The following is a 26,562-nucleotide window of genomic DNA, read 5'->3' as shown; positions in this document are numbered from 1 at the left end:
CTCGCTGAGTTGGCGGAAAGCACCGCCAATAGGAGCCTTGTTTCTGGACTGCCCCTGATACGGGTTCGGCTGCTTAGCTCGTCGATATTCGTTTCCGATCCCGGCTGCGGGGGCGCGACGCCGTGGCCGCTATTCGACCACTACGTCTAAGTTCCAGCGTTCCAGGCCGCTGAGCGGCAGGAACCCGCCGTCATCCTCTCCGACTTCCTGTCTGATGATGGCTTCGAGCTTGTTGCTCATCTCCATGATCAGCGCGGCATTGCGTTCGGTATCCTGCGCGAGATTGTTCGTTTCGTCCGGATCGTCCCGCGTGTCGAACAGCTCGATGTCGTTGAACTTCAGGAGATCGTCCATGCTTTGCGGGCTGTTGTGCTGCCTGGGCGAGAAATAGCGCGCGAACTTGTAGCGGCCGTCATTGACGCAGCGAATGGCCGACCGCTTCGACAGGTCGAGTTCGATACTGCCCGTTTCACGCTTCTTGCCTTCTTCGGTGAGGTCCGCCCGCTGCTTGATCGCCTGGACCTTCGCCAGATAGTCGGCATCCGCATAAGTCAGCATGTTGAAGCAATAGAGGCTTGAAGGGCGCAGCGCATTCACGCCCGCCTCCTGGGGCCGGTCCAGCAGCGGCGAGAAATCGCGCCCCCGGCGATCGGAGAGGATCGAATCTCGTTCCGCTTGCGGTATGCCGGAAAGCGCCAGAAGCGTCGGGACGACATCAAGATGACAGGTCAGCGCGTCACAGCGACCGCCGCCGGGAACGGCGGGATGCGCGACGATCATGGGGACCTGCATTTGTTCTCGGTATATGGACGAGCCCTTGCCATGCATGCCGTGATAGCCGCCCAGTTCCCCGTGATCGGCGGTGAACATGATCACGCTGTTCTCCATCAGCCCCAGCGCGTCCAACTCGTCCAGGATGGTGACAACATGCCGGTCGCAGTCGCGGATGCAGTTGAAATAGTAGTCCTGGAGCTTCCTCCAGCGGCGGTCCTCATCCACAAAATCGCCTACCAGTGCGGCGCGGGCGCGCTGATACTCGCGGTGAGCCGCTGGTCGTCCGGGGTCATCGAAGGGTTGATGGCGGCTCTCGGGCAGAGGGACATTGTCCCAGCGCGCTTGGTAGAGCGGATGATCGGGCGGTTGCGCGGGGTTCATTGACACGCCGCCGTCGTTCAGTTTGCCTTGCCATTGCACCGGCGTGCCGGGCTCATCGGTGTCGATGAACATCACGTCGTGAGGGTTGACCAGGTTGATGGCAAGGAACCAGTTCTCGCCCTGGCGGGCCAGCGTTTGCCCGGTTCCGCGCAGCCAGCTTACGGTCTGGGCGGCGGTGATCTCATCATAAAGATAGCCGCCTTGCGACCAACCAATCACGTCGCCGATCCCGTGATAGTCGCTGAAGCCATAGCCATCCATGACGGTGTGGAAATGAGGCGAAGGCTGAAGGCCGATGTCCGGCTTGCCCCCGGCGAAATGGCCTCCCTCCAGCTCGTTGCTGAGATGCCACTTGCCCTTGTAGGCGGCGTAGTAGCCGGTCTGCCTGAACAGCGATCCGATGGTGCCCAGCGCCGGGTCCAGGTTGTTCGTCATCCAGGGAAGTCCGACATTGTCGAACATGCCCGTGATCGGCATGTGCCAGCCGGTATAAACCACCGAGCGCGACGACGTGCAGACGTTCGAGCAATTCTGATGGCGGGTGAAGGTAATCCCCTGCCGCATGAGCCGCTCGCGGCCATCTACCGGAAAGGGATAGCTGCTGAAGTACCGCTCCTGATCGACAAGGATGAGAATGACGTTGTAGCGCGAGGCTTTGTCCTCTCCCAAAGCGTGATGAGCCATCGTTCGAAGCCTGTCCTGCCTACGATCCTGCGGCGGCGCATGAGCGGTACCGCGTGGCCGCGCCAACACTTCGAATATCATCCCCGCCTGCTCAGGGTATCGGGATTATCCCGATGAGAATCACAAGGCCGCTTGCTCTGACTGAACGGTGGCTGGGCTGATCGACCGCCCTCGATCGACACTGTGCGGTCCATCGCTTTTCAGAACGGAACATGCAGTCTCTCGGTCAGGGAAAATTGCGCAGTTGGCCGGGTTTACCCCGATTGTTGCAACATCCGGGGGATGCGAGTTGTCTTCCCAGCCTTGCGACAGAAGGAGATACGGTGATGCCCAAGGGCAAACCCAATATTCTGGGAATCTGGGGCGACGACATCGGAATGGGCCTGTGGGCCGAACCCTTTACCACACTGCGCCTGCAGAAGATCTACAACCTGTTCCAGTATCCGCAGATGGTCCACGGCGCGATGGCGCACCGGGCGAAATAGCGCTTGTCGGCAAATCGGGCAGCCCACGTTTGTTCTCGCTTTGGCAGAGGAGATTCATCATCATGCGACGATTGTCAGCCACCGTTCTGGGTCTTGCCGTGATGTGGATCACGCCGGCGCAGGCACAGCTAAGGCAAGAATCTGGATCACTCGACGTCCGCCTGATTGTCGAGGAAGCGTGCGAAGTTGCATGGCCCGGCAGTACGATTGGCGGGGGTGAAGCGGAACTGGACTTCGGGACGACATCTCGACTCGACGATCCGATAGATCGCGAGATCGGCACCGGAACAGTCGGTGGCATTGAGGTGCGCTGCAACGCAGGCACGACATACAGTGTGACGTTCGGCCCGGGCGAGAACGCCAGCGATATCGATAACCGGGCAATGCGCGGCGCGGTAAACACCTCGCAGTTGATCCCTTACCAGATTTACAGCGACGCTGCGCGAACTGCCGTCCTATCGAACATCTTTGTTACCGCGAACGGCGCCTATCAGCCGGTCCCCGTCTACGGTCGCGTGCCCCCTTTGAGCCCGACACCCCCAGCGGACAGCTATACTGACAATGTCATCGTAACGGTCAGTTTTTGAAGGAGATTGCGATGTACGTGCGTTTGTCCGCCGCCCTTGCGGCCCTTCTCTCCATTCCGAACGTCGCCGCGGCGCAGGCTTCGCTACGCGTAGAACCCCTGCGTGTGGTGGTAAGCGCACCATCGCAGGCGTCCGCAATCACCCTTCAGAACACCAGCGCTGAGAAGGTTTCGGTCCAGATCCGGGTCTTCGAATGGTCCCAGGCGAATGGGAAGGACACGCTCACGCCCACTACCGACGTCGTGGTCAGCCCGCCTGCGACGACAATCCCGGGCGGCGCTTCGTACACCATCCGGGTCGCGCGGACAGCCGGCGCGGTAGCCTCCGGAGAGAAAAGCTACCGGCTTTGGGTGGATGAGTTGCCCGCAGCGGAGCGGAAGCGTGCAGAAGCCCGCACCGTCGACATTCTCATCCGATACGATCTACCGGTCTTTTTCGGCACGGCAAACGCCTCCTCGAGCCTTTCGTGGAAAGCCTACAAGTCGGGCGGCCGCCTGTTAGTGGAGGCGACGAACACGGGCACGGGCCACGCGCGCGTCGAGGCGCTGGCGGTGGGGAATGTGTCGTTCGGAAGCGGCTTGAACGGGTATGTCTTGCCCGGAAGCATGCGGCGGTGGACGTCGGCGGCGAACACCCCCCTTCCCGCAACCAACGCCAACCTGACACTTGTGGCCGAAGTTGGCGATCGTGAAGTCCGCGCGCCGATCACCATCGCGAGCAACTAACCCGTGCCTGTTGTCCGCGCTGATGGTTGCGATCGCGGGGGTGAGCTGGGTTCCATCGCCGGTGAACGCGCAGTCGAGTCCGCAAACACCCGTCACGCTCGTCCTTGAGGTTCGGGTGAACGGCGTGCGGTCGCCCTTGTTGTGGGAGTTCGTCCAGCTTCCAGACGGAGCGCTTGCGGCAACGGCCGAACGCCTGCAGGGCCTCGGGCTGAAAGTGCCGCCTGCGCGGCCCCCGGCAGACCTCGTTCGACTGGATGACCTGCCCGGCATTACCTATCGCTACATCGAAGCGGCTCAGGCGGTCGAGATCGATGCGACGGATGCGGCGGTTGTTCCGATGGTGCTGGATGCGGGAATCGCTCCCCGGGAAATCGACTTGGACAAAGTTACGCGCAACACCGGCGCGCTGCTCAACTACGGCGTATACGCCGATATCGGCAAGGATAGCCAGGCGTCGGCGCAATATGACCTGCGCATCCTGACCCGGCGGGGTGTGCTATCCACGACAGGATTTGCCACTCTTGCGGACGATGGCAACGGCGGGGTGGACCACACTCGGCTCGATACCTACTGGCGCATCGTCGATGTGAGAACAGCGATTGCCCTGACGCTTGGCGACACGATCGGCAGCGGCGGAGGGATTGCGAGCGCCTATCGGCTCGCCGGCATCCAGATCCAGCGCGATTTCGAATCCCGCCCCGACCTTGTCACCATGGCGCTGCCGACGCTCAACGGAACTGCGGCGGTTCCCTCCACGGTCGACCTCTACATCAATGGATTGCGGTACTTTACCGGTACAGTGGGCAGAGGGCCATTCCAGTTTCGCTCGCTGCCCAATATCGGCGGCGGGGCGACCGCGACGGTCGTGCTGACGGATGCGACGGGTCGAGAGACCAGGCTCAGCAAGCCACTGTTCTTCGCTCCCGACTTGCTCCCGCAGGGCAGGCTGGACTTTTCGGTCGAGGCCGGCTTTCCCAGGTTGAACTACGGCTCGGAGTCCTTTGACTATCTTTCCCGGTTCTCTGGGTCCGCAAGCGTCAGATACGGGGTGTCGGACGCGCTGACCTTGCGCGCCCATGTCGAAGGTATGCGCGGCCATGTCATGGGTAGCTTGGGCGGCACCGTGCGGCTTGGCGGGTTCGGTGCCATCTCGGCAGGTGCCTCGGTGAGCCGTTTCCGCGAGCGCACCGGCAGACGCTTCGTGCTGGAAGGGCAGGCCCATGTGCTTGGGATAGATTTTTTTGGTGGGATCGAACGCTCGAACTCCCGCTATCAGACCCTCGTGGGAGCAACCTCATTCCATGCCACCAGGCGCGCGGATCCGCTGGGTGCGGTCCATCCCGGCTTGCCAACCGATCCACTGCCAACGCCTGACGACGATCCGCTGCTCGTTGCCTTTGCGCGCAAGATCGATCGCTTCGGGGCAAGCTTCTCGATCGCCGATATCGGCATCAACCTGGCCTACACCCATGTCGAACTGGCGAACCAGCAATTCCGTGCTGCGAACTTTTCCGCGCAACGGTCCTTGGGCACAAACCTGTCGCTGTGGGTCAACGGGTTCAGAGACTTCACGGACCGCAAGGATTATGGCGTCGCAGTGGGACTGACCGTCGCGCTCGGCCGGCGCAGCACAGCAGCCGCGAATGTTGCGCACTCGCGCGATGCGACGCGAATATCGTCGCGCTTCACCTACAACAGCGGCTATGGAGAGGGTTCCTGGAACGTCAACCTGGCAAGCCAGGAAGTCGTCTCCGGGACCGGGACCGACTATCGCGCGGCCGACGTGCGCTATCGCGGTCACCACGCCACTCTCGGCGGCGGCGTCGACAATTTCGACGGTGAGACGAGGGTCAATGGCTTCATTCAGGGGTCGATCGTGGCCATGGGCGGTCTCTTCCTGGCGCCAACGGTAGACCGAAGCTTCGCCGTAGTTCGCGGAGGCGGGCCCAACACGCCGCTGCTCGTCGATTCGCGGGAGGTCGGCCATACGGACGCGCACGGTCGCGCGCTGCTGCCTTCGTTGCGTTCTCTGGCGACCAATCGCATCGAGATTGACCCGACCAGCCTTCCCCTCGACATGAGCGCTCCGCAAACCGAGATCGAGGTTGTGCCCGATGATCGCGCCGGGGTCATCGTGGATTTCGGCGTCAGACCCCAAGCGGCGGCCGTGATCATTCTGGTCGATGGTGCGTCGCAGCCGCTGGCTGTCGGTGCACTGGTGACGATCGAGGATGGCGGCGGCCCGACAGTGGTCGGTCATGATGGGCGCGTATTCCTCACCGGGCTGGCTGCGCACAATCGCATTCTTGTAGAGCTGCCGGAGGGAGGGGAATGCCGCGCAAGCTTCGACTTTGTGCCGGTCGTTGGCGGCTTGCCTCAGATCGGGCCGGTGACATGTCAATGATCGCTTCGCCGCCCGGCGTCGTCAGGCACGCCGCTCCCGCTATCCTGACACTGCTCGTTGCCTTGGCGGCCCTCGTTCTCTTACTGGCGCCTCAACCGGCGAAGGCGAACGTCGTCTGCTCGCTCACCACTCAGCCGGTGACGATTAATTTCGGCACCTCGCTTACCGCAAGCGGCGATATCCGCTACACCTGCCGGAGCTTCAACACGACACCCACGACTTTTACGATCTGCACGGGCATTGGCAATCCCAGCTTTCCCGGCACGGCGGCCCAACCCAAGCTGCAGAGCGGTGCAAACACGCTCGATTTCAATCTGTACGTCGATCCTGCTGCGACCATTGCCTGGACCAAAACGCTGCCGATTGCGCAAACCGCGACCGTCGCGGCGGGGGCAACCATAAGCGGGACCCTGACGTTTTACGGCCGCATACCGGCCGGACAGTCATCGCCCGTCGGAACGTACCAGGCCTTTTTCTTCAATACTGTTCTGGGTTTTCTGGCGGCGGGTTCGCAGACCTGCGTGTCTCAGTTGAATGACCTTAGCGGGCTGGACTTTTCTATCAACGTCACGGCAAACCTCGCCGAGGCGTGCAACCTGGGTATCATCGAAGCTGTCGATTTCGGTGCGCCCGCGGGCTTCTGGACCGAAGTGGATGCGGTCGGGTCCGTGCAGGTGACCTGCCCTGCCGCAACCAGCTGGACGCTGAGTTTCGATGGTGGGCAGTATCTCGATGGAAGCGAGCGCCGGATGCGCAGTGCGGGCGGCGATTATGTTCCTTACCGGCTCTACCGCGACACCGCACGGTCTCAACTTATCCCGATCGACGGAACAATCCTCGGGACAGGAACTGGCACCGTGCAGTCCAATCCCGTCTATGGCCGCGTGACCGTGGCCATGCCCCCGCCTGTAGGAAGCTATTCGGACACGGTGACCGTGGTGCTACACTTCTAGGCGCCTGGATGGCGCTGATCGGCTGCCGCGTCCGATGCGCCGCCTGGATCCCTCTCGCGCCCAAGATTCCTTGCAGCCGTGCCCGAACATCCGGGGCCTCGATGTCCTCGATCGCCTTGCGCCCGAGAGACGGATATACCGCTCCGTCCGGACCACCCGCTACATCCTGTGCCTGAACCTTCGACCAGCGGCCTTTTTGCAGTTTTTGCCCCGCTTGGCCGACGTGCCATGGCGGAGCCGATGTATGAGAATAAACGAGGCCGATAGCAGACACAGCGGCCACGCCGAAGCGCCCGAATTGGCTGAAGTCAGACGTTTAGGGATACTTGCAGACTAGCTGCTGGCGGAGCGGGAGGGATTCGAACCCTCGATACGCTTTTGACGTATACTCACTTTCCAGGCGAGCGCCTTCGACCACTCGGCCACCGCTCCGCATGCACTGGTTAGGAGGCGGCCACTAGCGAGTCGCGGAGGGTTTCGCAAGCGGTGTGGTGATGGCATGAAGCCTTATGCGCAAATTCCTTTCCGCTCTGTCGCTTGTGGCCCTCTTCCCTGCCATCGGCACCGTGCCGTCGCAGGCAGCCACGGATAAATTCGTGACGCCCAACGAGGTCGTCGACGCCGCCCCTGAATCGGACTGGCAGCGGATCGCGCCCAACGATCTGATGGTCATGGATCTGGCTCCCGATACCAGAGGCAAGCCGCGCCGAGTGGTGATCCAGCTCATGCCCGCGCCGTTTTCGCAAGGATGGGTGGGAAACATCCGCAAGCTCGTGGCCGCGCACTGGTTCGACGGGATCGCGGTGGTGCGGGTGCAGGATAACTACGTCGTGCAATGGGGCGATCCCGATGGCGAAACGCCGGGAAAGGCAAAGGCGCTGCCGGCAGGATTGGCGGGGCCGACTGAAAAGGACTACGTGGCGCAACTGGATGAAAGGCTGCGCTCGACGTTCGTGCAGCGCAGCGCAAAGGAAGCCGGCCGAACCGCGGCGCTGCCGACCAATCCCGATTCCTATCTGCCCAACGGCCTCAGTCTTTTCGATCGGGGCTGGCCCCTTGCCGCCGATGGTCGTGTCGGTTGGCCTGTCCACTGCTACGGCATGGTCGGCGTCGGCCGCAATCTCTCGCCTGATACGGGCACCGGAGCGGAGCTTTATACCGTGATCGGGCAGGCGCCGCGCCAGCTCGACCGCAATATCGCGCTCGTCGGTCGGATCATCGCGGGGATGGAGCACATGTCCTCGCTGCCACGCGGCACGGGACCACTGGGCTTCTATGAAACGCCGGCGGAACGCACGCGGATCGTCTCGGTGCGGATGGGCAATGACGTCGCCGATTTGGCCGCCTACGAATACCTCTCCACCGAAAGCGCCAGCTTCGCCGCTTATGTCGACAAGCGCGCCAACCGGAAGGACAGCTTCTACATCCAGCCTGCAGGCGGCGTGGATATCTGCAACGCGCCGGTGCCGATCCGGGTAGTGACACCGTGACCCTTCATGAAGAGCACCTGCGCTACACCGGCCGCCTCTGGCGCTGGACCGGTGGTGCGAACAACGGCACCTGGCATTTCCTTACCATCGACGGCGCGGCAGGCGAGACGCTTTCGGGCACCGCGATTATGCGCAAGCTGGAGGGCACCGCGCGCGGGTTCGGGTCGCTAAAGGTCAAGGCGCGGATCGGGGAGACGGAGTTCGCGACTTCAGTGTTCCCCAGCACCTCCGACGGTGGCTGGCTGCTGCCGGTGAAGGCCGCCGTGCGCGAGGCCGAGGATATCGGCGAAGGCGATGCCGTGGAGGTTTCGCTGACCTTCTGAGGATGCCCCCTTCCGCAGCGCACGCGGGCAGGAACTAGATCCGCTCGGCGTCTGCCACCGCATCGCTGGCCCGCAGGGCACCGATGATGCGGGTAAGGTGCGCGAGGTCGGAGACTTCAAGGTCCACCTCGTAAGTGCCGAAAGGCTCATCGCGCTGGGTCATCTGCAGGTTGGTGACATTGGCGCGGTTGCTCGCGAGGATCTGCGTCACTTCGGCAAGTGTACCGGGGCGGTTGTAGAGGATCAGCTGCAAGCGCCCGACCGCGCCGGTGGTCCGCTCGCCCCATGAAAGATCGAGCCAGTCGGCATCGACCCCGCTGGCCAGCGTCATGCAGTCGATCGCGTGGACTTCCACCTTGTGATCGGGGCGGCGCAGACCGACGATGCGGTCGCCGGGGACCGGATGGCAGCATTCCGCCAGCTCGAAACCGACCCCGGCGGTAAGCCCCCGGATCGAGATCGCGCGTTCGGTGCGGGTCCACTCGGGATCCTCAGGCAGTTCAGCCGTGCTGCCGGGAACCAGGGCTTCCATGACCTGGCGGTCCGACAAACGGCCTGAGCCGATTGCGAACATCAGGTCTTCCTCATCACGCAAGTCCAGACGTTCCACCGCATGGGCGAGCGCCTTCTTGCCGACTTTCTGCGGCAGGCGGCTCGCGATCTCGTCGTAGAGCTTGGAGCCGATCTCGGCCACTTCGGCGCGCTCCTTGGCGCGGACGGCGCGGCGGATGGCGGCCCGCGCCTTGCCGGTGACGACGAAGCCGAGCCACGAAAGCTGCGGCTCGGACGTGGTGCTCTTGATGATTTCCACCACGTCGCCGTTGGCCAGCTGGGTGCGCAACGGCACGTGGCGGCCGTTGATCTTCACACCGACCGCCGCATTGCCGAGCTTGGTGTGAACCGCGAAAGCGAAGTCCACCGCCGTCGACCCCTTGGGCAACTGGAACAAAGCGCCCTTTGGAGTGAAGGCGAAGATGCGATCCTGATAGATCGCCATCTTGGTATTCTCGAGCAGTTCCTCGGCGTCATGGCTGGCATCGACGATCTCGATGAGGTCGCGCAGCCAGCCGACCTGACCGTCGGGTCGCGATCCACCCTGCTTGTAGGCCCAGTGAGCGGCAAGGCCGAATTCGTTCAGGCGGTGCATCTCACGCGTGCGGATCTGCACTTCGATGCGCATCGAACGCTGGAATATCAATGCGGTGTGCAAGGACTGATAGCCGTTCGACTTCGGCGTCGAGATATAATCCTTGAAGCGGCCGGGGATCATCTGCCACCCCTGATGCAGCACGCCCAGCGCACGATAGCAGTCGTCCACATTGTCCGTCAGGACGCGGAAGGCCATGATATCGGTTATCTGCTCGAAGTTCACATGGCGTTCGGCCATCTTGCGCCAGATCGAATACGGGTGCTTTTCCCGCCCGGACACCTCCACGTTGAGGCCCGCCTCCGCCAGCACCTGCTTGATCGACAGCGCGATCTCATCGACCTGCCCGCCTTCCTCACTGCGAATTTGCGCCAAGCGGCCGGTGATCGTGGCGTAGGCTTCAGGCTCCAGTTGCTCGAAAGCGAGAAGTTGCATCTCGCGCATGTACTCATACATCCCCACCCGTTCGGCAAGCGGGGCGTAGATATCCATGGTTTCGCGCGCGATGCGCCTGCGCTTCTCCTCCTTCTTGATGAAGTGCAGAGTGCGCATGTTGTGCAGGCGATCGGCCAGCTTGACGAGGAGCACGCGCAGGTCCTCGCTCATGGCGAGCAGGAACTTGCGCAGGTTTTCCGCCGCGCGTTCGCTCTCGGTCATGACCTCGATCTTGGAGAGCTTGGTCACTCCGTCGACCAGCCGCGCGACCTCCGGCCCGAACAGCTTCTCCACCTCGTCGATGGTGGCGAGCGTGTCTTCCACCGTGTCGTGGAGCAGCGCGGTGATGATGGTTTCCTGATCGAGCTTCAGCTCGGTCATCAGGCCTGCCACCTCGACCGGGTGGCTGAAATAGGGGTCACCGCTGGCCCGCTTCTGAGTGCCGTGCTTCTGCACGGTATAGACGTAGGCACGGTTGAGCAGGGCCTCATCGGCCTCTGGCGCGTATTCCTTGACGCGTTCGACGAGTTCGTACTGGCGGAGCATGTTAGTGCGTCATGTCAGGTTTTATTGCGCTGCGGCAAGGGGGCGATCGCCAAAATGCAGATTTTGCAACGATCACCTTCGTACAGGCCAAGGGCAAATCTATGCAGGAAGGCAGAAGCGAGAATGCAATCGTTTCGCCCGTCAACATACATAAGCCGTTCGTGAGGCTTCGTGAACCCTGCTGCCTCAGACTGGCCGGATGGAACGAGGGCGGGGGCAGTGGCACGGGCGAGGGAGACCTTGCGCCATGAGCACCGTCGGCTTGCGCCATGGTGCTTGGAAGGGCTGGCGGGGAGAGCAACCAGATGACAGATCAACAGGACTTTGCCGTGGTGGAGCGGCCTGACTGGCTTGAGGCGCTTGCCCGCCGGGGCACTCGATCCTCTACAAAGGGATCTCCCCTGCCCTCCTACCCTGAGCGGGCAGCGCGGATCCGCACGCTGATAAAGGCTCTCGTCATCCGGGACGGCTTCGAGGCGCAGGCTGTGATAGTGCGCAACATCTCTCTTAACGGCATGGGCATCGCCTCGCGGGTGCTGCGGCCCCGAACCGGCGAAATGCTGCGGATCCGGCTGCCCGGACAACACGAACTGTACGCGGAAGTGCGCTGGGCGGGAGAGGATGCGTTCGGCGTGCTTCTCAGCCGACGGCTTGACCTGGCAGGGGTTCAGGCGGCGTGCCGCCGGCGCAATTCCCCGCTTTTGGATGCTGTCGAGAAGCGGCTGCGTGATGATGTCCCGCCGTCCGCGATGCGGGCGGGACGGCGCTTCACATGATGCCTGGAAAAGATGCCCGGGACCGGCGAGGCGGATCCCGGGCAAGTTCGAAAAGGATCGCACTCAACCGATCCTTCGGGTCGCCTCGCAAGAATGCCTGAGCCGGCAATTCGTTTCACACCATCATTATCGTAGATGATTTTCCAGCTGATAGGCTGCGGGACTTGCGTGGGACGCGGCGTTACAGCTTGCCAAACTGCGCCTCGTACGCCGCGGTTTCCCCCGCTGCGAGGAGGCGGGCCTGCTCGACCCAGTTGTCGCGGCGCGGGCGCCCGGCGAAGGCACCCAGCTTCGTGTCCAGTTCGTCCAGGTCGGCATCCGTCAGGGCAGCGATCTGCGCATAGCTGGTGATGCCCAGCGCGTGCAGCAGCGTCAGCATCTTGGGGCCGAGGCCCTTGATCCTGCGCAGATCGTCAGCCGCTACCGGACCGCCGGCCGTTTCCGCAATCGGCGTAGCCGCGGGCGCCGGCGTAGGATCCGGCTCGGCCGCGATGGTCTGCGGCGGTTCCTTTGCGGCGATCGCTTCCTCAGCCTCTTCCTGCGCGGCTACGGCGATGACTTCGCCGATGCCGGCCATCGTGCCCGCCATGGCCGGCGGATCGATGTGGACAGGCGCATCGAATTTCGCCGCCGGTGGTGCGTCTATGAGGGCCTGGTTGCGCTGGGCGGGCGCGGCGCCCTCATCCAGCACATCGGGCCGATGCTGGCGACGCACAGGCTTCGAGCCATGCACGAAGACCCAGTAAGCCACCGCGATGCCCACCAGCAGCGCGACAATGAAGACCAGCCAGTTCGCCTGAACCATTTCCAGCACGTCAGTTCACCTTCCTGGGGTTCCATATGAGCCAGCCGATGCCGAACCCGATCCCGTAGGACAGCAGCACGGAGACGGCCATTTCAAGCCATAGCGGCAAGGGTTCGTCCTTTCCTAGTCTCTTGCCCGAGTAAAGCTCATTCGGGACCTGGCGTGTCGATCGGAGTCGGCTTGGCCGGCGCCGTGTAGATCACGGAAAACTCGATACGCCGATTGGCGGGATCGAGCGGATCCAGTCCCTCCACCGGGCGAGCCGAGCCGACCCCTGCCGCGCGCAGATTGGTGGCCGGGATGCCGCGACGGACGAGCGCCGAGCGGACGGCTTCGGCCCGCGCCTGCGAAAGAGCGACATTCACCTGCCGGTTGCCTCCCGCGTCCGTATGGCCTGTCACCGCGATGATGCTGCCCACGCATGGCCGCAACGCCCGCGCCACCTCATCCAGCAATCGCTCGCTTGAAGGTTCAAGCCGCGTGCTTGCCTCACCGAAGCGAATTGTTCGGGTTTCGAGAATGCGCTCCACATCGTCCTGGCAATGCATCGAGGCCGCCCGGGCATCCCCTTCGCGCGCCCATGTGACCCCCGCAATTCCCGGCACGGCAGCCACGGCGGCGGCTACGCTCTTGCGGGTTTCCGGCGAGAGAGCCTTGCCGCCGGACAGCTCGGGATGACGGGTGAGCCAGCCGTAGCGGTCGCGAAACGCGATGGCCACACCCTTCCCGCCCGCTGCGTCACGGGCGGCGGATGCCTTCGTGTGAAGATCGTTGATGAACGCGTCGCCGCGCGCCCGGTTCACGCCGAAAGACATGACCAGGCACAGCGCGGCGCCGGCTGCGATCATCGATGCGCTGCGTGGATTCATGACAGGCAGCCTATTGAAAAGGCGCCCGGCTGTCAGCCGGGCACTTCGCTTTCGACCTTTTTGGCGGTCTGGAACAGGCGACGGTCCTCGGGCCCGAAGGCCTTCTTCCAGATGACGAGGAAGTAGGCGCCGAGGATCGCGGGGATGCCGAAGGCCATCGCCGCCCACTCAGGCAGGAGGCGTACGGCCAGAAATCCGATGACCACCGCCGGCGCCGCCGCCCAGACCAGGGCCCAGCGCCAGTTGTTTACCGGTTCACGCAGGATGCGCGAGAGCATCCTCGACTTCACTATGGACGACAGACCAAGCGCGATCATCAGCGCGGCCGCCGCGGCGGCGGCCTGGTACAGCGTGTTGAAGCCGAGCTTCTGCATCAGCAGAATGCCGCCCAGCGTCAGCAGGGCCTGCACCGCGATTGTCCCGATCGAGACCCAGAGGTTGCGCAGCCGTGCGACGTAGATGAGCGCCGCCTCGCTGACCACGGCGGTCGCCGCCACCACTTCTGCCGCGAGGAGAAACGCAAGTGCGCCCGTTCCACCCACGAACTCCCGACCGACCAGGCCCATGACTCCCGTACCCGGAATGCCGAGCGCGAGCGCGATACCGGCCTGCGAGGCGGTGATCCAGAATCCGACCTGGCAGACCTGCCGGGCGATTGCGGCGTAGTCCCGCTCCTTGAGATTGCGCGTGATGACAGGGCCAAGCACCGGCTCGAAGCTGGTCTTGAGCTTCTGCGGCAGACTGGCCACCTGCTGCGCGGCGTAATAGATGCCCACCGCCGATGGCGGCGCGAGAAAGCCCAGAAGGAAGATATCGACGCGGCGCGTGCCCCACTCGATCGCGTCGGCAAGGGCGATCGGCAGCGACCGCAGGGCCAGCTTGCGCATCGCGTTGGGGCGTGGGCGCCAGCCGCGCGGCACACCATACTCCCGGAAGAAGGGGATGAACGCGGTCAGCGCCGCTGCCAGAACCGAGGTTATGTAGGCGATCGCAAGGCCGCTTGCCGGTGCGATCCAGATCATCGCGCCGGCCATGATCGAAATCGTCCATGGCTCGACGATGGCGCGCGACCATACCGTAGGCGCCACCCGCAGGCGGTAGGCCAGCGCGGCGAGCCATATCTCGGTCATGGTCATGGCGGGCAGGGCCAGGACCATCAGGCGGTCGATCTGGGTATAATGCCCGCCCGGGAACAGCAGCCCCGGCACGCACCAGAAGAACAGCGCCGCAAGGCAGCTTGAGATCACGGCAAGAATGGTGCCGTCGGCGATCACGTTGGCCGGATGGACCTGCCCTTCGGACTCTGAAAGACGTTGCGCCAGCCCCCGTTTCTCGCCCATCGTGCAGAGCATCGACGTCAGTTCGATCAGCACCAGGGCCGATGCGAAGCGGCCCAGCGCCGCCGGTCCGTAGACGGAGGCGCGGCCAGCTATGAACAGGAAGGGGATGCGCGCCGCAAGCCGAAGGAAGAATCCGAAAAGGTTCGTGCGCCCACCCTTGGCAAGCGCGGCGATGTCGTCGCGCTCCTTCTCGCCCTGCGGCCCGGCTATGACAGCGCTCAAAGAGCCAGCTCCTGCTCGGCGCGCAATGGACGAGCAAGAAGGTCGCTCACCGCGGCGTCCGCCGGTATCTCGCCGATCAGAAGCCGATGCACGGCCTCGACGATGGGCATCTGGATGCCTTCGCGTCGGGCAAGCTCCGCCAGCACGGGGGCGGTCGCCGCGCCCTCGGCTACGCTGTTCTTGCCTGACAGCGCCTCAGCGGCGGTCATGCCCCTGCCCAGCGCAAGCCCCAGCGAAAAGTTGCGGCTCGACGTGGACGAGCAGGTCAGCACGAGATCGCCCAGCCCGCAGAGGCCCGCAAGGGTTTCGGCGCGGGCGCCGCGCGCGATGCCGAAGCGCAGCATCTCCGCATAGCCGCGCGCGATCAGGGCCGCCCGGGCGTTCTGTCCCAGCCCCAGTCCTTCAACCACGCCGCACGCGATGGCGAGCACGTTTTTCACGGCACCGCCGATCTCCGCGCCGATGACGTCGTCCGAAAAGTAGGGCCGCAGCGCCGGCCGCGCGAGCAGCGGCGCCAGACGGTCCCACTGCGCCTGCCCGCCGCCGCATGCCAGCGTCACAGCGGTCGGCAGACCGGCGGCCACTTCATGCGCGAAGGTCGGCCCGGAAAGCACCGCGAGCTGCTCCGGTGCGCAGACGGTTGCCGCAACATCGGCCATCAGGCGGCCGGTGCCCGCCTCGATGCCCTTGGCGCAAAGCACCAGATCCCGCTGGCCCGCCGGCAGCTGGGCGATCACCCCCGCCAGAAACTGCGCGGGAACAACCACCAGGAGCACAGGCAGGCCTGCAAGCTCGGCAAGTTCGCCAGTCGCGCGAATGCCTGCGGCCAGCGGCGCGTCCGGCAGGTAGAGTTCGTTGCGATGGTCCCGGTTGATCTGCTCGACCAGTTCCGGCTCACGCGCCCAGACCAGAACCTCGCTGCCGTCGCCCGCAAGCGCCTGCGCCAGCGCCGTGCCCCATGCCCCGGCACCGATGACCCCCAGTTTCGCACTCATGCCTTCACTCCTGCCCCACGCACTGCCTCGGCCTCCGGATCAAGAGGCCAGCGCGGCCGGGCCGCCACATCGAGAGGGTCGGACTGCCCGTCCGCCAGTCTCTCCAGCCCCGCCCAGGCGATCATGGCCGCATTGTCCGTGCACAATGCGAGCGGCGGAGCGATGAACGGCAGGGAATGGTCTGCCGCCAGCTTCTCCAGCGCGCCGCGAATAGCCTTGTTGGCGGCCACGCCGCCCGCCACGACCAGCGCGTTGACAGGGCCCACCCCTGCCAGAGCCCTGCGCATGCGGTCGATCAGGCAGTCGATCGCTGCCTGCTGGAACGATGCGGCGATATCGGCATCGGTATACTCGCCCGATTGCTTGGCCCGCAGAACTGCGCTCTTGAGACCGGCAAACGAGAAATGCGGCTCCTGCGACCCCTTGAGCGGGCGCGGCAGGGGCACCTTGCGCGCATCGCCCTCAAGCGCCAGCCGCTCCAGCGCCGGGCCGCCCGGATATCCGAGCCCCAGGACCTTCGCCGACTTGTCGAACGCCTCGCCCAATGCGTCATCGATCGTGGTGCCGAGCCGGCGAAAGCGGCCGACACCTTCCACCAGCAGGATCTGGCAGTGCCCGCCGGAGACCAGCAGCAGCAGGTAAGGATATTCGAGGCTCGCATCCGCCAGCCTTGGCGAAAGCGCGTGCCCTTCGAGGTGATTGACAGCGATAAGCGGCTTGCCCGTCGCCATCGCCAGCGCCTTGGCCGTCACCAGCCCGACCATGACGCCGCCGATGAGCCCAGGCCCCGCCGTGGCGGCAATGGCGTCGACTTCGTCCAGGATCATGCCCGCATCGGCAAGCGTCGCTTCGATCATCGGGGCAAGGCGTTCCGCATGCGCACGGGCCGCGATCTCAGGCACGACGCCGCCGTAGGGGCGGTGCGCGTCGTCCTGCGAGGCGATGCGCTGGGCAAGGATCACCCTGCCGTCGGTGACCAGCGCCGCGGCAGTCTCGTCGCAGGAAGATTCAATGCCGAGAACTGTCCGTGTCTTCATAATTTCTGGCCGACCTTCCCCTGAACGACATTGCGGGGTAGCACAAGCCGCCGATGACCAACGATAAACAACTTCACACCTTCCGCCTCGGAACCCGCCGCTCGCCCCTGGCGATGGCGCAGGCCGAGGAAGCACGCGACCGGCTGGCCCAGGCGCATGGAATCGATCCCGCGCATATAGAGATCGTTCCCGTCACCGCCAGCGGCGATCGCATCCAGGACCGCGCGCTGGCGGAAATCGGCGGGAAGGCGCTGTGGACCAAGGAACTCGACGCCTGGCTTGAAGCCGGCGAGATCGACTTCGCCGTCCATTCGGCCAAGGACGTTGAGACTCAGCGCCCGGAGCTCTTCACCATCGGGGCCATTCTGCCCCGCGAAGACGTGCGCGACGTCCTGATCGGGGCCGATAGTATCGCCGCCCTGCCGCAGGGTGCAATCGTCGGGACGAGCGCGCCGCGCCGTGCCGCGCAGCTGCTCCATGCGCGTCCGGACTGCACGGTCATCACATTCCGGGGCAACGTCGCCACCCGCCTCGCCAAGCTCGCGGCAGGGGAAGCGAACGCCACGTTCCTTGCCGCTGCCGGCCTGAAGCGCCTGGGAGAGAGCGGCACCGGCCATCCGCTTGCGGCGGAGGACTGGCTCCCCGCACCGGCGCAGGCCGCGATCATGCTGGAATGCCGGGCCGGTGACGAGCGCACCCGCGACTTCCTCGCCGCCGTCGACCATTCGCCGAGCCGCGCGCAGGTCCTTGCCGAACGCGCCCTGCTCGCCGGGCTCGGCGGCAGCTGCCACTCGCCCATCGCGGTGCTCACGCAGACGGAAGGCGATGAACTCGTCATGCGCGCGGCGATCTACAGCCCGGACGGAGCCGAACACGTCACCGGCGTGGCCCGGTTCGCCGCCGATGACAAGCGCGGTCCCGCCGCCTTGGCGGCCGACCTCCTCTCTCGCGCCGTTCCTGCCATCACGGTGCATTTCGCAGGGGCCTGACGTGGCTCTCCCGGTACTCGTCCTCCGGCCCGAACCGGGCGCATCGGCCACTCTGGCCCTCGCTCGGGACAAGGGGCTGGACGCCAGCGCCTTCCCTCTCTTCGAGGTGCGCCCGCTCGCCTGGGAACCCGTCGCCCGCACGGAGGTGGACGCCTTGCTGCTGGGCAGCGCCAATGCCCTGCGTCATGGTGGCTCTCAACTTGAGGCATACTGCGGGCTGCCGGCCTACTGCGTCGGGGAGACCACCGCGCGCGCCGCTGCTCAGGCCGGCCTCCACGTTGCTGCGGCCGGCCGTGGCGGTTTGCAGGCCTTGCTCGATGCACGCCGTGCCGAGCACCACCGCCTGCTCAGGCTGGCGGGACGGGAACGCACGGTGCTGAACGCGCCCGAAGGCGTCGCCATCGTCACACGCGAAGTCTACGCAAGCGAGCCCCTGCCGCCGCCGGGCCCGCTCCTCCGGGCGCTGGGACGCCCCGCCCTTGCCCTGCTCCACTCCGGCGAGGCGGCCGCGCGGCTGCTTCAGATCTGCGCCGGGCACCGGATCGATCGCTCGCGCATTCACCTGGTGGCCATCGGTCCGCGTGTGGCCGCCCGTGCCGGTGACGGTTGGGCATCGGTCCGGAGCGCGGCGCATCCCGAAGATTCCGCATTACTGGCCTTGACCGTGCAGATGTGCCAAGAAGCCCGTCCCGGACAGTAAGCGTGACGACAAGGACTTGATGCAGGACACCCCGCCGCCGGCCCCTTCCGCCATACCCGGAGCCGTGCCTCGCAAGCGTTCCGCAGGCGTGACCCTGCTCGTCGCCCTGCTCGCCTTCGTCATCGGCGCGGGCCTGGTGGCATGGCTTGCCACGCGCGGCTATCTCCCCTCCGTCCTTCCCACGCCCGAAGCACCCGCGCAGGTCGAGACACCGTCCCGCGGCGCCGAAGCCACCGCACCGACCCCGCAGCAACTCTCGCAGTTCGCGACGGTCGAAGGCCGCCTCGCCATGATCGAGGATCGGATCTCGCGCATTGACTTCCAGACGCACGCTGCGGCCGGGAATGCGGGCCGTGCGGAAGGGCTGCTGATCGCCTTCGCGGCCCGCCGGATGGTGGATCGCGGGGAGCCGCTCGGCTACGTCGCGGACCAGCTGAGGCTGCGGTTCATGAACGCGCAGCCGCGTGCGGTGCAGACGGTCCTCGATTTTGCCGCAAATCCCGTGACCATCGACGGCCTGAGCGCCCGGCTTGAGGCGCTGTCGCCCGAGCTTACGGTGACCGACACCGACATGAGCCTGTGGGAGCGGGCGCGGCGGGAATTCAGATCGCTCTTCGTCGTCCGGCGCGATTCGGCGGCTCTCGCCAGCCCTGTCGCCCGTATCGAGCGGGCCCGACTGATGCTGACGGCGCGGCGGATGGAATCGGCCATCGGCGAGGTAGAACGCCTGCCGGGGGCGGAAGCGGCGGAGAGGTGGATCGCCGACGCGCGCCGCTACCAGGAGGTGCAGAAGGCGCTCGATCTCCTGGAGACGACGGCTATGCTGGAGCCGCGCAAGCTGCAGGACGCGGCCGGTCACACGGTGGACCAGCCGAGCCCGCTCGCCCCGGGCAGCGCCCCCACGCCGGACACGCAGCCCGCTGCCGAAGCGGTGCCCCAGGCCGACGCCTCAGAGGGCGTCTAGGCGGTTCGGGGCGGCCGCCCTCAGCCTTTGACCTGGCAGCTCATCCCGGCCGCCTTCATGCCCTGGCAGAGTGCGCGCGCCGCCGCCCGGTCCCCCGGCACGGCCTGGAGCCGGTAAACCGTGCCGATATCGGCGCGGCCCTGCACGATGCGGTGGCTTATCGCCGCCAGCGGCTCGTACTGGGTCTTGAGCGTGTTCCAGCCCGCTTCCGCGAGTTCGCGCGTGGCGTAGGCGCCGACCTGAACGCCGACGCCCGCGACGGCGCCCGCCGCGCCGGCTTCGGCCTGTGCGGCGCCCGCTGGGGCGGCCGGTTGCACGGCGGCGAGGGCCTCATGGCTCTTGTCGATCTGGACCGGCCGGGACTGGCCTTCCGCGACGGCAAAGCTGGTGTCGCCGGTCCCGGCGACGAACTCTCCACCCGGGTTCTCGGGGCGCACCTTGTAAGGCTCCTTGGGCGCGGTGATAACGCCGCCGTCCGCGACGAGCGGCTGCTCCGGCCGGCTCATAAGGGCCCAGGCCACCCCGCCGCCGATCACCGCCAGCGCGGCCAGCCCCAGCCCGCCGAGCAGGAGCCCCTGACTCACCCCTGAGCGGCGAGGGGGAAAATCCTCATCGTTGCCCTCAAGCCAGGGGAGACGCACGTCGTCGTCGAGGTCCAGCTGACGCGATGCGTCCACACCGGAACCGCCGGCAACCGGACCATCATCCTCGAAATACGGGCTGCTACGGGATCCGTTACCGAAGACGGGTTTCTTCCGCGTCTCCGCCTTCGGGAAATAACCGTCGTCCGCGCCTGCCATGCCTTACATTTCCTCCACCGCCTCAACTCCCAGCAGAGCAAGGCCATTGCGGACAAGTTGCCCTATCTGCGCCGCCAGGAAAAGGCGGGCGCCGGTCAACTTGGCATCCTGAGCGTTAACAAACCGCTTTTCTACCCTGTCGTTGCCCAGATTCCAGTAGCCGTGGAACGCGGCCGCCATGTCGCCGAGGAAGAAGGCGATGCGGTGCGGCTCACGCGCGGCGGCGGCGGCCTCGACGATGCGGGGGAACTGCGCGGCCAGCTTGACCAGCTCCAGCTCCTCTTCGCCCAGCAGCTCGACATGCTCGCCCGACGGCGTGAAACCGCCTTCGGCAAGGCCCTTGCGCAGCGTCGAGTGGACGCGGGCATTGGCGTACTGCACGTAGAACACCGGGTTGTCCTTCGACGCCTCGACCACCTTGGCGAAGTCGAAGTCCATCTGCGCCTCGGGCTTGCGGGTCAGCATGGTGAAGCGCACCACGTCCTTGCCCACTTCGGTGACGACCTCGGCGAGGGTCACGAAATTGCCCGAGCGCTTGGACATCTTCACCGGTTCGCCGTCGCGCAGCAGCTGGACCATCTGAACCAGCTTGATCTCGAATGGCGTAGGCTCTCCATCGGCGCCCGTCATCGCGGCAACAGCGGCCTTGATGCGCTTGACGGTGCCCGCATGATCCGCACCCCAGATATCAACGAGGGCGTCGGCGCCCTGTGCCTTCTGGAAATGGTAGGCGAGATCCGCGCCGAAGTAGGTCCAGGTGCCATCGGACTTCTTGATCGGGCGATCCTGGTCGTCCCCGAACGCGGTGGACTTGAACAGCGGCAGCTCGACCGGCTCCCAGTCTTCCGGTGTCTTGCCCTTGGGCGCCTCCAGGACGCCGTCGTAGACCAGACCCTTCGACCGCAGCCAGGCCTCCGCCTCGTCAGGTTTGCCGCTGGCCTGCAGCTCGGCCTCCGACGAGAAGATGTCGTGGTGGATGCCCAGGAGCGCGAGGTCTTCCTTGATCATCACCAGCATGGCGGCGACGGCCTTTTCGCGGAACAGCGTCAGCCATTCCGCTTCAGGCGCGGCGGCGTACCTGTCCCCGAATTCCGCCGCCAGCTGCTGGCCTACCGGGATCAGGTAGTCGCCCGGGTATAGCCCCTCGGGGATCGCGCCCACGTCCTCGCCCAGCGCCTCGCGATAGCGCACGTGCGCCGAGCGGGCGAGGACCTGCACCTGCGCGCCGGCGTCGTTGACGTAGTATTCCTTGATGACCTTGTGCCCGGCGAATTCCAGCAGCGTCGCCAGTGCATCCCCCACGACCGCGCCGCGGCAGTGGCCCATGTGCATCGGTCCGGTCGGATTGGCGGAAACGTACTCGACGTTGACCGTCGTGCCGCCGCCCATGCTCGACCGGCCATAGTCCGCACCCAGTTCGGCGATGGCGCGCAGTTCGGCAAGCCAGGTCGCGGGCGAGAGACGCAGGTTGATGAAGCCGGGCCCGGCGATCTCCGCCGAAGTAACCGAATCGAGCTTCGACAGTTCCGCCACCAGCGCCTCGGCCAGATCGCGCGGCTTCAGGCCGGCGGGCTTGGCAAGCACCATCGCGGCGTTGGTGGAAAGATCCCCGTGCGACGCATCGCGCGGCGGCTCAACCGTGATCGCGCCTCGCTTGAGTCCGCCGGGCAGCGTTCCCGCGGCTTCCAGCGCATCGAGCGCGGCGGAAAGGTGGCCTGCGAAGGCGGCGTAAAGGGTCTGCGTAGTGCTCATGACGCGCGCGGATAGCGGAAGTCCGGGCAAAGGGGAACAGGTCCTCGCACGGGGGCAGGTTTACACGGTTTACAGGGTCCAGAGAGGACAGGCCCGCCTCGTCGGGCAGAGGTTTGACCTTGCGAGAGATCTCGCGGTGCTTGAAGGGGGACAAAGAGCCATCGGTGAAATGTACAGGACCGGGCTGAGCTGCCCACATCGGTAAAAGGCAGCCGCTGCCTTGTCCAACGGCTGCCTCTTCATCGATCTGTTACCATGGAAGGCTTTATCGCCCTCGCAGGACCGATGTGGTTCTGCTCAACTCAGAGACTGCGCGCCTGTGAGGAGTTATGGCCGCCGTTGCGATAAAGCACTTCGCGTACTCTGCCAGCGTCAACGCCGGCGTCCTCGACCGTGACCACGACACCGCCATTCTTGATGCGATCGCTGTAGTATGTCGCATCTTCGTCGCTGACGCCATGTTTGGTAAGGGCTTCATTGAGCGTCCCGCCGATAGCGCCTATCACAGCGCCGATGCCAATCGCCTCTGGAACTGCAGAGGCCGCGATAGCTCCGGCGGCGGCAAGCGGCCCCACTCCCGGAATTGCAAGGGCAGCGACGCCGAGGCCCGCCCCAAGCGCACCTCCTCCCAGAATTCCTCGAAGGACGTTGCGGTGGTGCTCGTCCGTGATCTCGCCGTCGCCGGAGCGAGCCGTCGTGGTGCCCCCGTGATGAGCGATAACGGAAAGGTCGTTGTCGTTCAGTCCCAACGATCTCAGCTCGGACACTGCGCGCTCTGCCTCAGCATGGGTGTCGAAGATGGCTGATGCCTTTGTCATGCTATCTCTCCTTCGCGGCTGAATCGCCGTTGGCAAGAAACGCGGAACATGCTCCTCGTTCCCTCAGCACACTCCAAAATACAAGGCTTCTACCGAGGCGGCGGGGGTCGCGCGCCGTATCTAGCCCGTCTAGCCCGGTCTAAGTGGACGGTCCGCCAAGCCACCCATTTCAGTCCAGTTGCATGGCAACCGCTGACCACGTCCTTCATTCCGATCGGGGTAGGGTAGACCGTCTACTCACCGGCCCTTTTTACTGAAATACTTGGAGACGGTCGCGGCAGACTGCGGATTCGTGTGAGTGGGATTGCAGCTTTACCATGCCTGGCATAGTGTGTTCAGCATGGAGACATTCAATCCCCTGAAGCCCGCACCTATTGGCGCACTGGCTCTGTGCTGGTTCATCGGTATTGTCTTCGGCAAACCGGGACTGTGGTTTCCAATCGGATTACTTGCCATGGTCGCGATCGCGATGATGCAGGCGCGGCAAGAGCCGCCTCAGCCATAGCGGCGATGGAAAATCCCGGGGGCGGCTTAGCTAATGCCCCCGCCAGCCACCTCTGAAAGATCGCCAGCGCGGCACACAGGGCGGTGCGACACTGCCAAAGTCGGAACGCGGCTTTACCCGCGCCCACCCGTGTTCCTGGCCGCCTCGACCATGCGGTACGACGCCGTCGCGAGGATCGCGCGCAGGCCTGCCCGGTTGAACTGCGCCTGCTGGTCCTTGGGCACGCATTGCTGCACCACAGGCAGGAGTTGGCTCATCGCCGTCTCTTCGGCGCCGCTTGCGGGGGGTGTTTCCAGAAGGCCGGCAACCCCGTCCGGTGCGGTGCGGGCCACGCAGGCCGCGATGTAGTCGCTCAGGCTGAAGGTCCTCACCGGCACACCGGCCGGATCGTAGGCGAGCGCGGCGGCCAGGTCCTCCGTCCCAGCCAGCAACTGTTCTGCGAGGGCGCCTGCGAACAGCACGCCCGCAAACCGGGCTTTCGAACTGAGGCCAAGACAGCCTGCCTCCGAAAGGGCAAGCTTCTTCAGCGCGCCATTGAACTGCGGGGTGTTGAAATCCATCTGCAGCAGGGCCGCAGCCCTGGCGGGTTGGCGCTGCGCGACGCACCGGCCGAAGGCCTGCATCTGGGCCGCCGAGGCCGGATCCACCCGCGCCCGCTCCGACGGTTTGGCCGGGGCGCCTTCGGCCTTTACGGACGCTTGCGAAACATGGGCCTGCCCGGCAGGCGGGAGGTCGTGGCTCTGCGCGGAGAGCAGCGCAACAAGAAGAAGTCCGATCATTCCGTCACCTTCTGCTCAGGGAGTACAAGCCGCCTCTGTATTCCAGGATGCTGATCGAAGCGGGGCGAATACGCAAGCACAAGACTACGACGACCGCTGTGACAAAGCGCCGGTGCGGCGCCGATGCTGCTCCGAGCGCAAACGCGCGAACGGCCCGCCGGGCGCGCATGCCACCCCTGTCCAAGCGCGCCCTTTTCCGGTAACGGCGCGCGCATGCAAACTTCCGCGAATCCGAAGACCTACCGGGTCAAGAGCTTCGGCTGCCAGATGAACGTCTACGATGGCGATCGCATGGCCGAACTGCTCACCGAGCAGGGCATCGTCCCTGCACCCGAAGGCGAGGACGCCGATCTCGTCGTGCTCAACACCTGCCACATCCGCGAAAAGGCCGCCGAGAAGGTCTATTCCGATATCGGCCGCCTCAAGCGCGAGGATGGATCGTCGCCCCTGATCGCCGTCGCCGGCTGCGTCGCGCAGGCCGAGGGCGAGGAAATCATGGCCCGCGCGCCCGCCGTGAAGATGGTCGTCGGACCGCAGGCTTATCATCGGCTGCCCGAGATGGTTCGTGCTGCCAGCGAAGGCCAGCGCGTCACCGACACGGACATGCCCGCCGAAACCAAGTTCGACGCCCTTCCCCGCCGCAAGCGTTCGGGCCCGACCGCGTTCCTGACGGTGCAGGAAGGCTGCGACAAGTTCTGCACCTACTGCGTGGTGCCCTATACGCGCGGTGCAGAGGTTTCCCGTCCTTACGCCGCCCTTGTCGACGAGGCGCTGCGCCTCGTCGAAGCGGGTGCGCGGGAGATCACGCTGCTGGGCCAGAACGTGAACGCCTGGACCGGTGAGAACGCCCGCGGACAAACCGTCGGCCTTGAAGGGCTCGCGCGCGAACTGGCCGCGATCCCTGAACTGGCGCGGATCCGCTACACCACCAGCCATCCCAACGACATGACTCAGGCGCTGATCGAGGCCCACGGCGAGATCGGGAAGCTCATGCCCTTCCTGCACTTGCCCGTGCAGGCCGGCAACGACCGCGTGCTGAAGGCGATGAACCGCAGTCACACCGTGGAAAGCTACCTTGCCATTCTCGATAGGGTGCGCGCGGTCCGCCCCGACATCGCTTTGTCCGGAGATTTCATCGTCGGCTTCCCGGGCGAAACCGACGCCGAGTTCGAGGACACCCTGAAGCTGGTCGACGCGGTCGGCTACGCGCAGTGCTTCAGCTTCAAGTATTCGCCGCGTCCCGGCACCCCCGCCGCGACCATGGATGGGCAGGTTCCCGCCGCCGTGATGGACGAGCGGCTGCAGCGCCTGCAGGCGGCCCTCAACCGCGATCAGTACGCGTTCAACACGGCGTCGGTCGGCAAGGTCTGCGACGTCCTGGTCGAACGCAAGGGCAAGCACCCGGGCCAGTGGCTGGGCAAGTCACCGTGGCTGCAATCCGTCCACTTCACGGGAGACGCGCAGGTCGGCCAGTTGGTGCGGGTCGAAATCACCAGCGCCGGTCCCAACAGCCTCGGCGCCGTTCCGCTCGACGCCTTGGTCTCTTGAGCCGCCGCCAGCCGCTTGTTCTCGTCCCCGGCCTGACCTGCGACGCCGAAGTCTGGCGCGGGCAGGTCGCCGGGCTGTCGGACGTGGCGGACATGACCGTCGCCGACACGCTGGAGGACGACACCATCGCCGCCATGGCCGAGCGACTGCTTGACGAGGCGCCCGATCGCTTCGCGCTGGCAGGGTTTTCGATGGGGGGCTACGTGGCGATGGAGGCCGTCAGGCGGGCGCCTCATCGGGTCGCGCGGCTCGCCCTCCTGAGCACGAGCGGGACGGTGGACGATACCGGGCAGGCCGCCGTACGCCGCGCTGCGGTCAGCACCGCAAGGGAGCGCGGTTTTGAAAAGGTGCTGCGCGGCAGCCTTCCGCTTCTGGTTCACCCGCAGGCGGATCCGGCGATCGGCGAAGCGGTCGTCGCGATGGCGCTGCGGGTAGGTCTTCAGGCCTTCGAGAGGCAGCAATCGGCCATCATCGGCAGGAGCGATCCGCGCCCGGCGCTGTGCGCGATTACCGTTCCCACGCTCGTCCTTGTCGGCGACGAGGACCGCACCACTCCGCCGCGCCACGCCCAGGCCCTGGCGGCGGCGATACCGGGCGCGGACCTGCGATGCATCCCCTGCTGCGGCCACATGTCCACGATGGAACGCGCCGGGCAAGTGAACGCCGCGCTGCGCCGCTGGCTGGCTGCCTGAGCGCCAGACGGCCCCGAAGCGCTGGGCTCCGGGGCCG

25 protein-coding genes, 1 tRNA gene and 1 pseudogene are annotated in these 26,562 nt (G+C 65.4%); 14 read left to right on the top strand and 13 right to left on the bottom strand.

The genetic code is table 11. The features are described from left to right. Window positions 1–129: 129 nt before the first annotated feature. Window positions 130–1,839 carry a sulfatase family protein gene (locus tag QOL62_RS06685; protein WP_283405683.1) on the bottom strand — a complete coding sequence of 570 codons (1,710 nt, stop codon included), beginning with the start codon at window positions 1,837–1,839 and terminating at the stop codon, window positions 130–132. A gap of 326 nt (window positions 1,840–2,165) precedes the next feature. Here QOL62_RS06685 and QOL62_RS06680 point away from each other — a divergent pair, with 326 nt between their 5' ends. From QOL62_RS06680 to QOL62_RS06660, 5 genes are all read left to right on the top strand, one after another. Continuing rightward, window positions 2,166–2,324: a hypothetical protein gene (locus tag QOL62_RS06680; protein ID WP_283405682.1), complete on the top strand. Its 159-nt coding sequence runs from the start codon at window positions 2,166–2,168 to the stop codon at window positions 2,322–2,324. Window positions 2,325–2,386: 62 nt separating this feature from the next. After that, a complete protein-coding gene (locus QOL62_RS06675; protein ID WP_146049685.1) occupies window positions 2,387–2,911 on the top strand; it encodes a Csu type fimbrial protein in 525 nt (174 codons plus the stop codon). Window positions 2,912–2,922: 11 nt separating this feature from the next. Next, window positions 2,923–3,636, top strand: a complete 714-nt coding sequence (locus QOL62_RS06670; RefSeq protein WP_283405681.1) for a fimbrial biogenesis chaperone — start codon at window positions 2,923–2,925, stop codon at window positions 3,634–3,636. A 22-nt stretch (window positions 3,637–3,658) separates the two neighbouring features. Then, window positions 3,659–6,040, top strand: coding sequence for a fimbria/pilus outer membrane usher protein (locus QOL62_RS06665; protein WP_283405680.1), 2,382 nt, complete (start codon window positions 3,659–3,661; stop codon window positions 6,038–6,040). After that, window positions 6,037–6,993, top strand: coding sequence for a Csu type fimbrial protein (locus QOL62_RS06660; protein WP_158250708.1), 957 nt, complete (start codon window positions 6,037–6,039; stop codon window positions 6,991–6,993). The genes QOL62_RS06665 and QOL62_RS06660 overlap by 4 nt, the downstream gene beginning before the upstream one ends. A gap of 19 nt (window positions 6,994–7,012) precedes the next feature. On the opposite strand, the pseudogene QOL62_RS19895 reads toward QOL62_RS06660, so the two are convergent. Further along, window positions 7,013–7,267: pseudogene (locus QOL62_RS19895) on the bottom strand (phage integrase central domain-containing protein); the annotation flags it as partial. A gap of 67 nt (window positions 7,268–7,334) precedes the next feature. Beyond that, window positions 7,335–7,425, bottom strand: a tRNA-Ser gene (locus QOL62_RS06655). A 77-nt stretch (window positions 7,426–7,502) separates the two neighbouring features. On the opposite strand from QOL62_RS06655, the gene QOL62_RS06650 reads away from it, so the two are divergent. After that, entirely contained in the window at window positions 7,503–8,483 is a 981-nt protein-coding gene (locus QOL62_RS06650; RefSeq protein WP_283405679.1) for a peptidylprolyl isomerase, read from the top strand. Further along, on the top strand, window positions 8,480–8,806 hold the full coding sequence (locus QOL62_RS06645) for a DUF1905 domain-containing protein (RefSeq protein ID WP_283405678.1): 327 nt from the start codon (window positions 8,480–8,482) through the stop codon (window positions 8,804–8,806). The genes QOL62_RS06650 and QOL62_RS06645 overlap by 4 nt, the downstream gene beginning before the upstream one ends. Before the next feature lie 34 nt (window positions 8,807–8,840). Here the strand turns inward: QOL62_RS06645 and QOL62_RS06640 are convergent, their stop codons facing one another. Continuing rightward, window positions 8,841–10,934 carry a RelA/SpoT family protein gene (locus QOL62_RS06640; protein ID WP_103730681.1) on the bottom strand — a complete coding sequence of 698 codons (2,094 nt, stop codon included), beginning with the start codon at window positions 10,932–10,934 and terminating at the stop codon, window positions 8,841–8,843. Window positions 10,935–11,239: 305 nt separating this feature from the next. Here QOL62_RS06640 and QOL62_RS06635 point away from each other — a divergent pair, with 305 nt between their 5' ends. Beyond that, window positions 11,240–11,710, top strand: coding sequence for a PilZ domain-containing protein (locus QOL62_RS06635; RefSeq protein WP_283405677.1), 471 nt, complete (start codon window positions 11,240–11,242; stop codon window positions 11,708–11,710). Window positions 11,711–11,891: 181 nt separating this feature from the next. Here the strand turns inward: QOL62_RS06635 and QOL62_RS06630 are convergent, their stop codons facing one another. The 5 genes from QOL62_RS06630 to tsaD all read right to left on the bottom strand — a co-directional run bounded on the left by QOL62_RS06630 (window position 11,892) and on the right by tsaD (window position 16,978). After that, the gene (locus QOL62_RS06630) at window positions 11,892–12,515 is read right to left on the bottom strand and encodes a hypothetical protein (protein ID WP_283405812.1); all 624 of its coding nucleotides are present in this window, start codon (window positions 12,513–12,515) and stop codon (window positions 11,892–11,894) included. A gap of 146 nt (window positions 12,516–12,661) precedes the next feature. Next, window positions 12,662–13,384 carry an OmpA family protein gene (locus QOL62_RS06625; protein ID WP_283405676.1) on the bottom strand — a complete coding sequence of 241 codons (723 nt, stop codon included), beginning with the start codon at window positions 13,382–13,384 and terminating at the stop codon, window positions 12,662–12,664. A 32-nt stretch (window positions 13,385–13,416) separates the two neighbouring features. After that, window positions 13,417–14,946, bottom strand: coding sequence for a lipopolysaccharide biosynthesis protein (locus tag QOL62_RS06620; protein WP_103730684.1), 1,530 nt, complete (start codon window positions 14,944–14,946; stop codon window positions 13,417–13,419). Next, window positions 14,943–15,941, bottom strand: a complete 999-nt coding sequence (locus tag QOL62_RS06615) for an NAD(P)H-dependent glycerol-3-phosphate dehydrogenase (RefSeq protein WP_283405675.1) — start codon at window positions 15,939–15,941, stop codon at window positions 14,943–14,945. Before QOL62_RS06615 ends, QOL62_RS06620 begins: the two co-directional genes overlap by 4 nt. Beyond that, window positions 15,938–16,978, bottom strand: coding sequence for a tRNA (adenosine(37)-N6)-threonylcarbamoyltransferase complex transferase subunit TsaD (tsaD, locus tag QOL62_RS06610; RefSeq protein WP_283405674.1), 1,041 nt, complete (start codon window positions 16,976–16,978; stop codon window positions 15,938–15,940). The genes QOL62_RS06615 and tsaD overlap by 4 nt, the downstream gene beginning before the upstream one ends. A gap of 53 nt (window positions 16,979–17,031) precedes the next feature. On the opposite strand from tsaD, the gene hemC reads away from it, so the two are divergent. The 3 genes from hemC to QOL62_RS06595 all read left to right on the top strand — a co-directional run bounded on the left by hemC (window position 17,032) and on the right by QOL62_RS06595 (window position 19,631). Then, entirely contained in the window at window positions 17,032–17,967 is a 936-nt protein-coding gene (gene hemC, locus QOL62_RS06605) for a hydroxymethylbilane synthase (RefSeq protein WP_283405673.1), read from the top strand. A gap of 1 nt (window position 17,968) precedes the next feature. Then, window positions 17,969–18,667: a uroporphyrinogen-III synthase gene (locus QOL62_RS06600; RefSeq protein ID WP_283405672.1), complete on the top strand. Its 699-nt coding sequence runs from the start codon at window positions 17,969–17,971 to the stop codon at window positions 18,665–18,667. A 64-nt stretch (window positions 18,668–18,731) separates the two neighbouring features. After that, complete coding sequence (locus tag QOL62_RS06595; protein WP_346770672.1) at window positions 18,732–19,631, top strand: hypothetical protein; 900 nt, start codon at window positions 18,732–18,734, stop codon at window positions 19,629–19,631. Window positions 19,632–19,651: 20 nt separating this feature from the next. On the opposite strand, the gene QOL62_RS06590 is transcribed toward QOL62_RS06595, so the two are convergent. The 3 genes from QOL62_RS06590 to QOL62_RS06580 all read right to left on the bottom strand — a co-directional run bounded on the left by QOL62_RS06590 (window position 19,652) and on the right by QOL62_RS06580 (window position 23,001). Beyond that, window positions 19,652–20,431 carry an SPOR domain-containing protein gene (locus QOL62_RS06590; RefSeq protein WP_283405670.1) on the bottom strand — a complete coding sequence of 260 codons (780 nt, stop codon included), beginning with the start codon at window positions 20,429–20,431 and terminating at the stop codon, window positions 19,652–19,654. A 3-nt stretch (window positions 20,432–20,434) separates the two neighbouring features. After that, window positions 20,435–22,183 carry an arginine--tRNA ligase gene (gene argS / locus QOL62_RS06585; protein ID WP_283405669.1) on the bottom strand — a complete coding sequence of 583 codons (1,749 nt, stop codon included), beginning with the start codon at window positions 22,181–22,183 and terminating at the stop codon, window positions 20,435–20,437. Between the two features lie 302 nt (window positions 22,184–22,485). Further along, complete coding sequence (locus QOL62_RS06580; RefSeq protein ID WP_103730692.1) at window positions 22,486–23,001, bottom strand: hypothetical protein; 516 nt, start codon at window positions 22,999–23,001, stop codon at window positions 22,486–22,488. Between the two features lie 340 nt (window positions 23,002–23,341). Between QOL62_RS06580 and QOL62_RS06575 the strand changes: the two genes are divergently transcribed. Next, window positions 23,342–23,506: a hypothetical protein gene (locus QOL62_RS06575; RefSeq protein WP_199183877.1), complete on the top strand. Its 165-nt coding sequence runs from the start codon at window positions 23,342–23,344 to the stop codon at window positions 23,504–23,506. Between the two features lie 113 nt (window positions 23,507–23,619). Here QOL62_RS06575 and QOL62_RS06570 read toward each other — a convergent pair whose 3' ends face one another. Beyond that, window positions 23,620–24,285, bottom strand: coding sequence for a hypothetical protein (locus tag QOL62_RS06570; protein WP_283405668.1), 666 nt, complete (start codon window positions 24,283–24,285; stop codon window positions 23,620–23,622). A 213-nt stretch (window positions 24,286–24,498) separates the two neighbouring features. Here QOL62_RS06570 and miaB point away from each other — a divergent pair, with 213 nt between their 5' ends. Both miaB and QOL62_RS06560 read left to right on the top strand, forming a co-directional pair. Continuing rightward, on the top strand, window positions 24,499–25,833 hold the full coding sequence (miaB, locus tag QOL62_RS06565) for a tRNA (N6-isopentenyl adenosine(37)-C2)-methylthiotransferase MiaB (RefSeq protein WP_283405667.1): 1,335 nt from the start codon (window positions 24,499–24,501) through the stop codon (window positions 25,831–25,833). Next, entirely contained in the window at window positions 25,830–26,525 is a 696-nt protein-coding gene (locus QOL62_RS06560; RefSeq protein WP_283405666.1) for an alpha/beta fold hydrolase, read from the top strand. Before miaB ends, QOL62_RS06560 begins: the two co-directional genes overlap by 4 nt. Window positions 26,526–26,562 lie beyond the last annotated feature (37 nt).

It is taken from the genome of Novosphingobium panipatense (assembly GCF_900182875.1).
Lineage (GTDB): Bacteria > Pseudomonadota > Alphaproteobacteria > Sphingomonadales > Sphingomonadaceae > Novosphingobium > Novosphingobium panipatense.
Note: the sequence above shows the minus strand (reverse complement) of the source record. Positions and strands in the feature narration are given on the sequence as shown.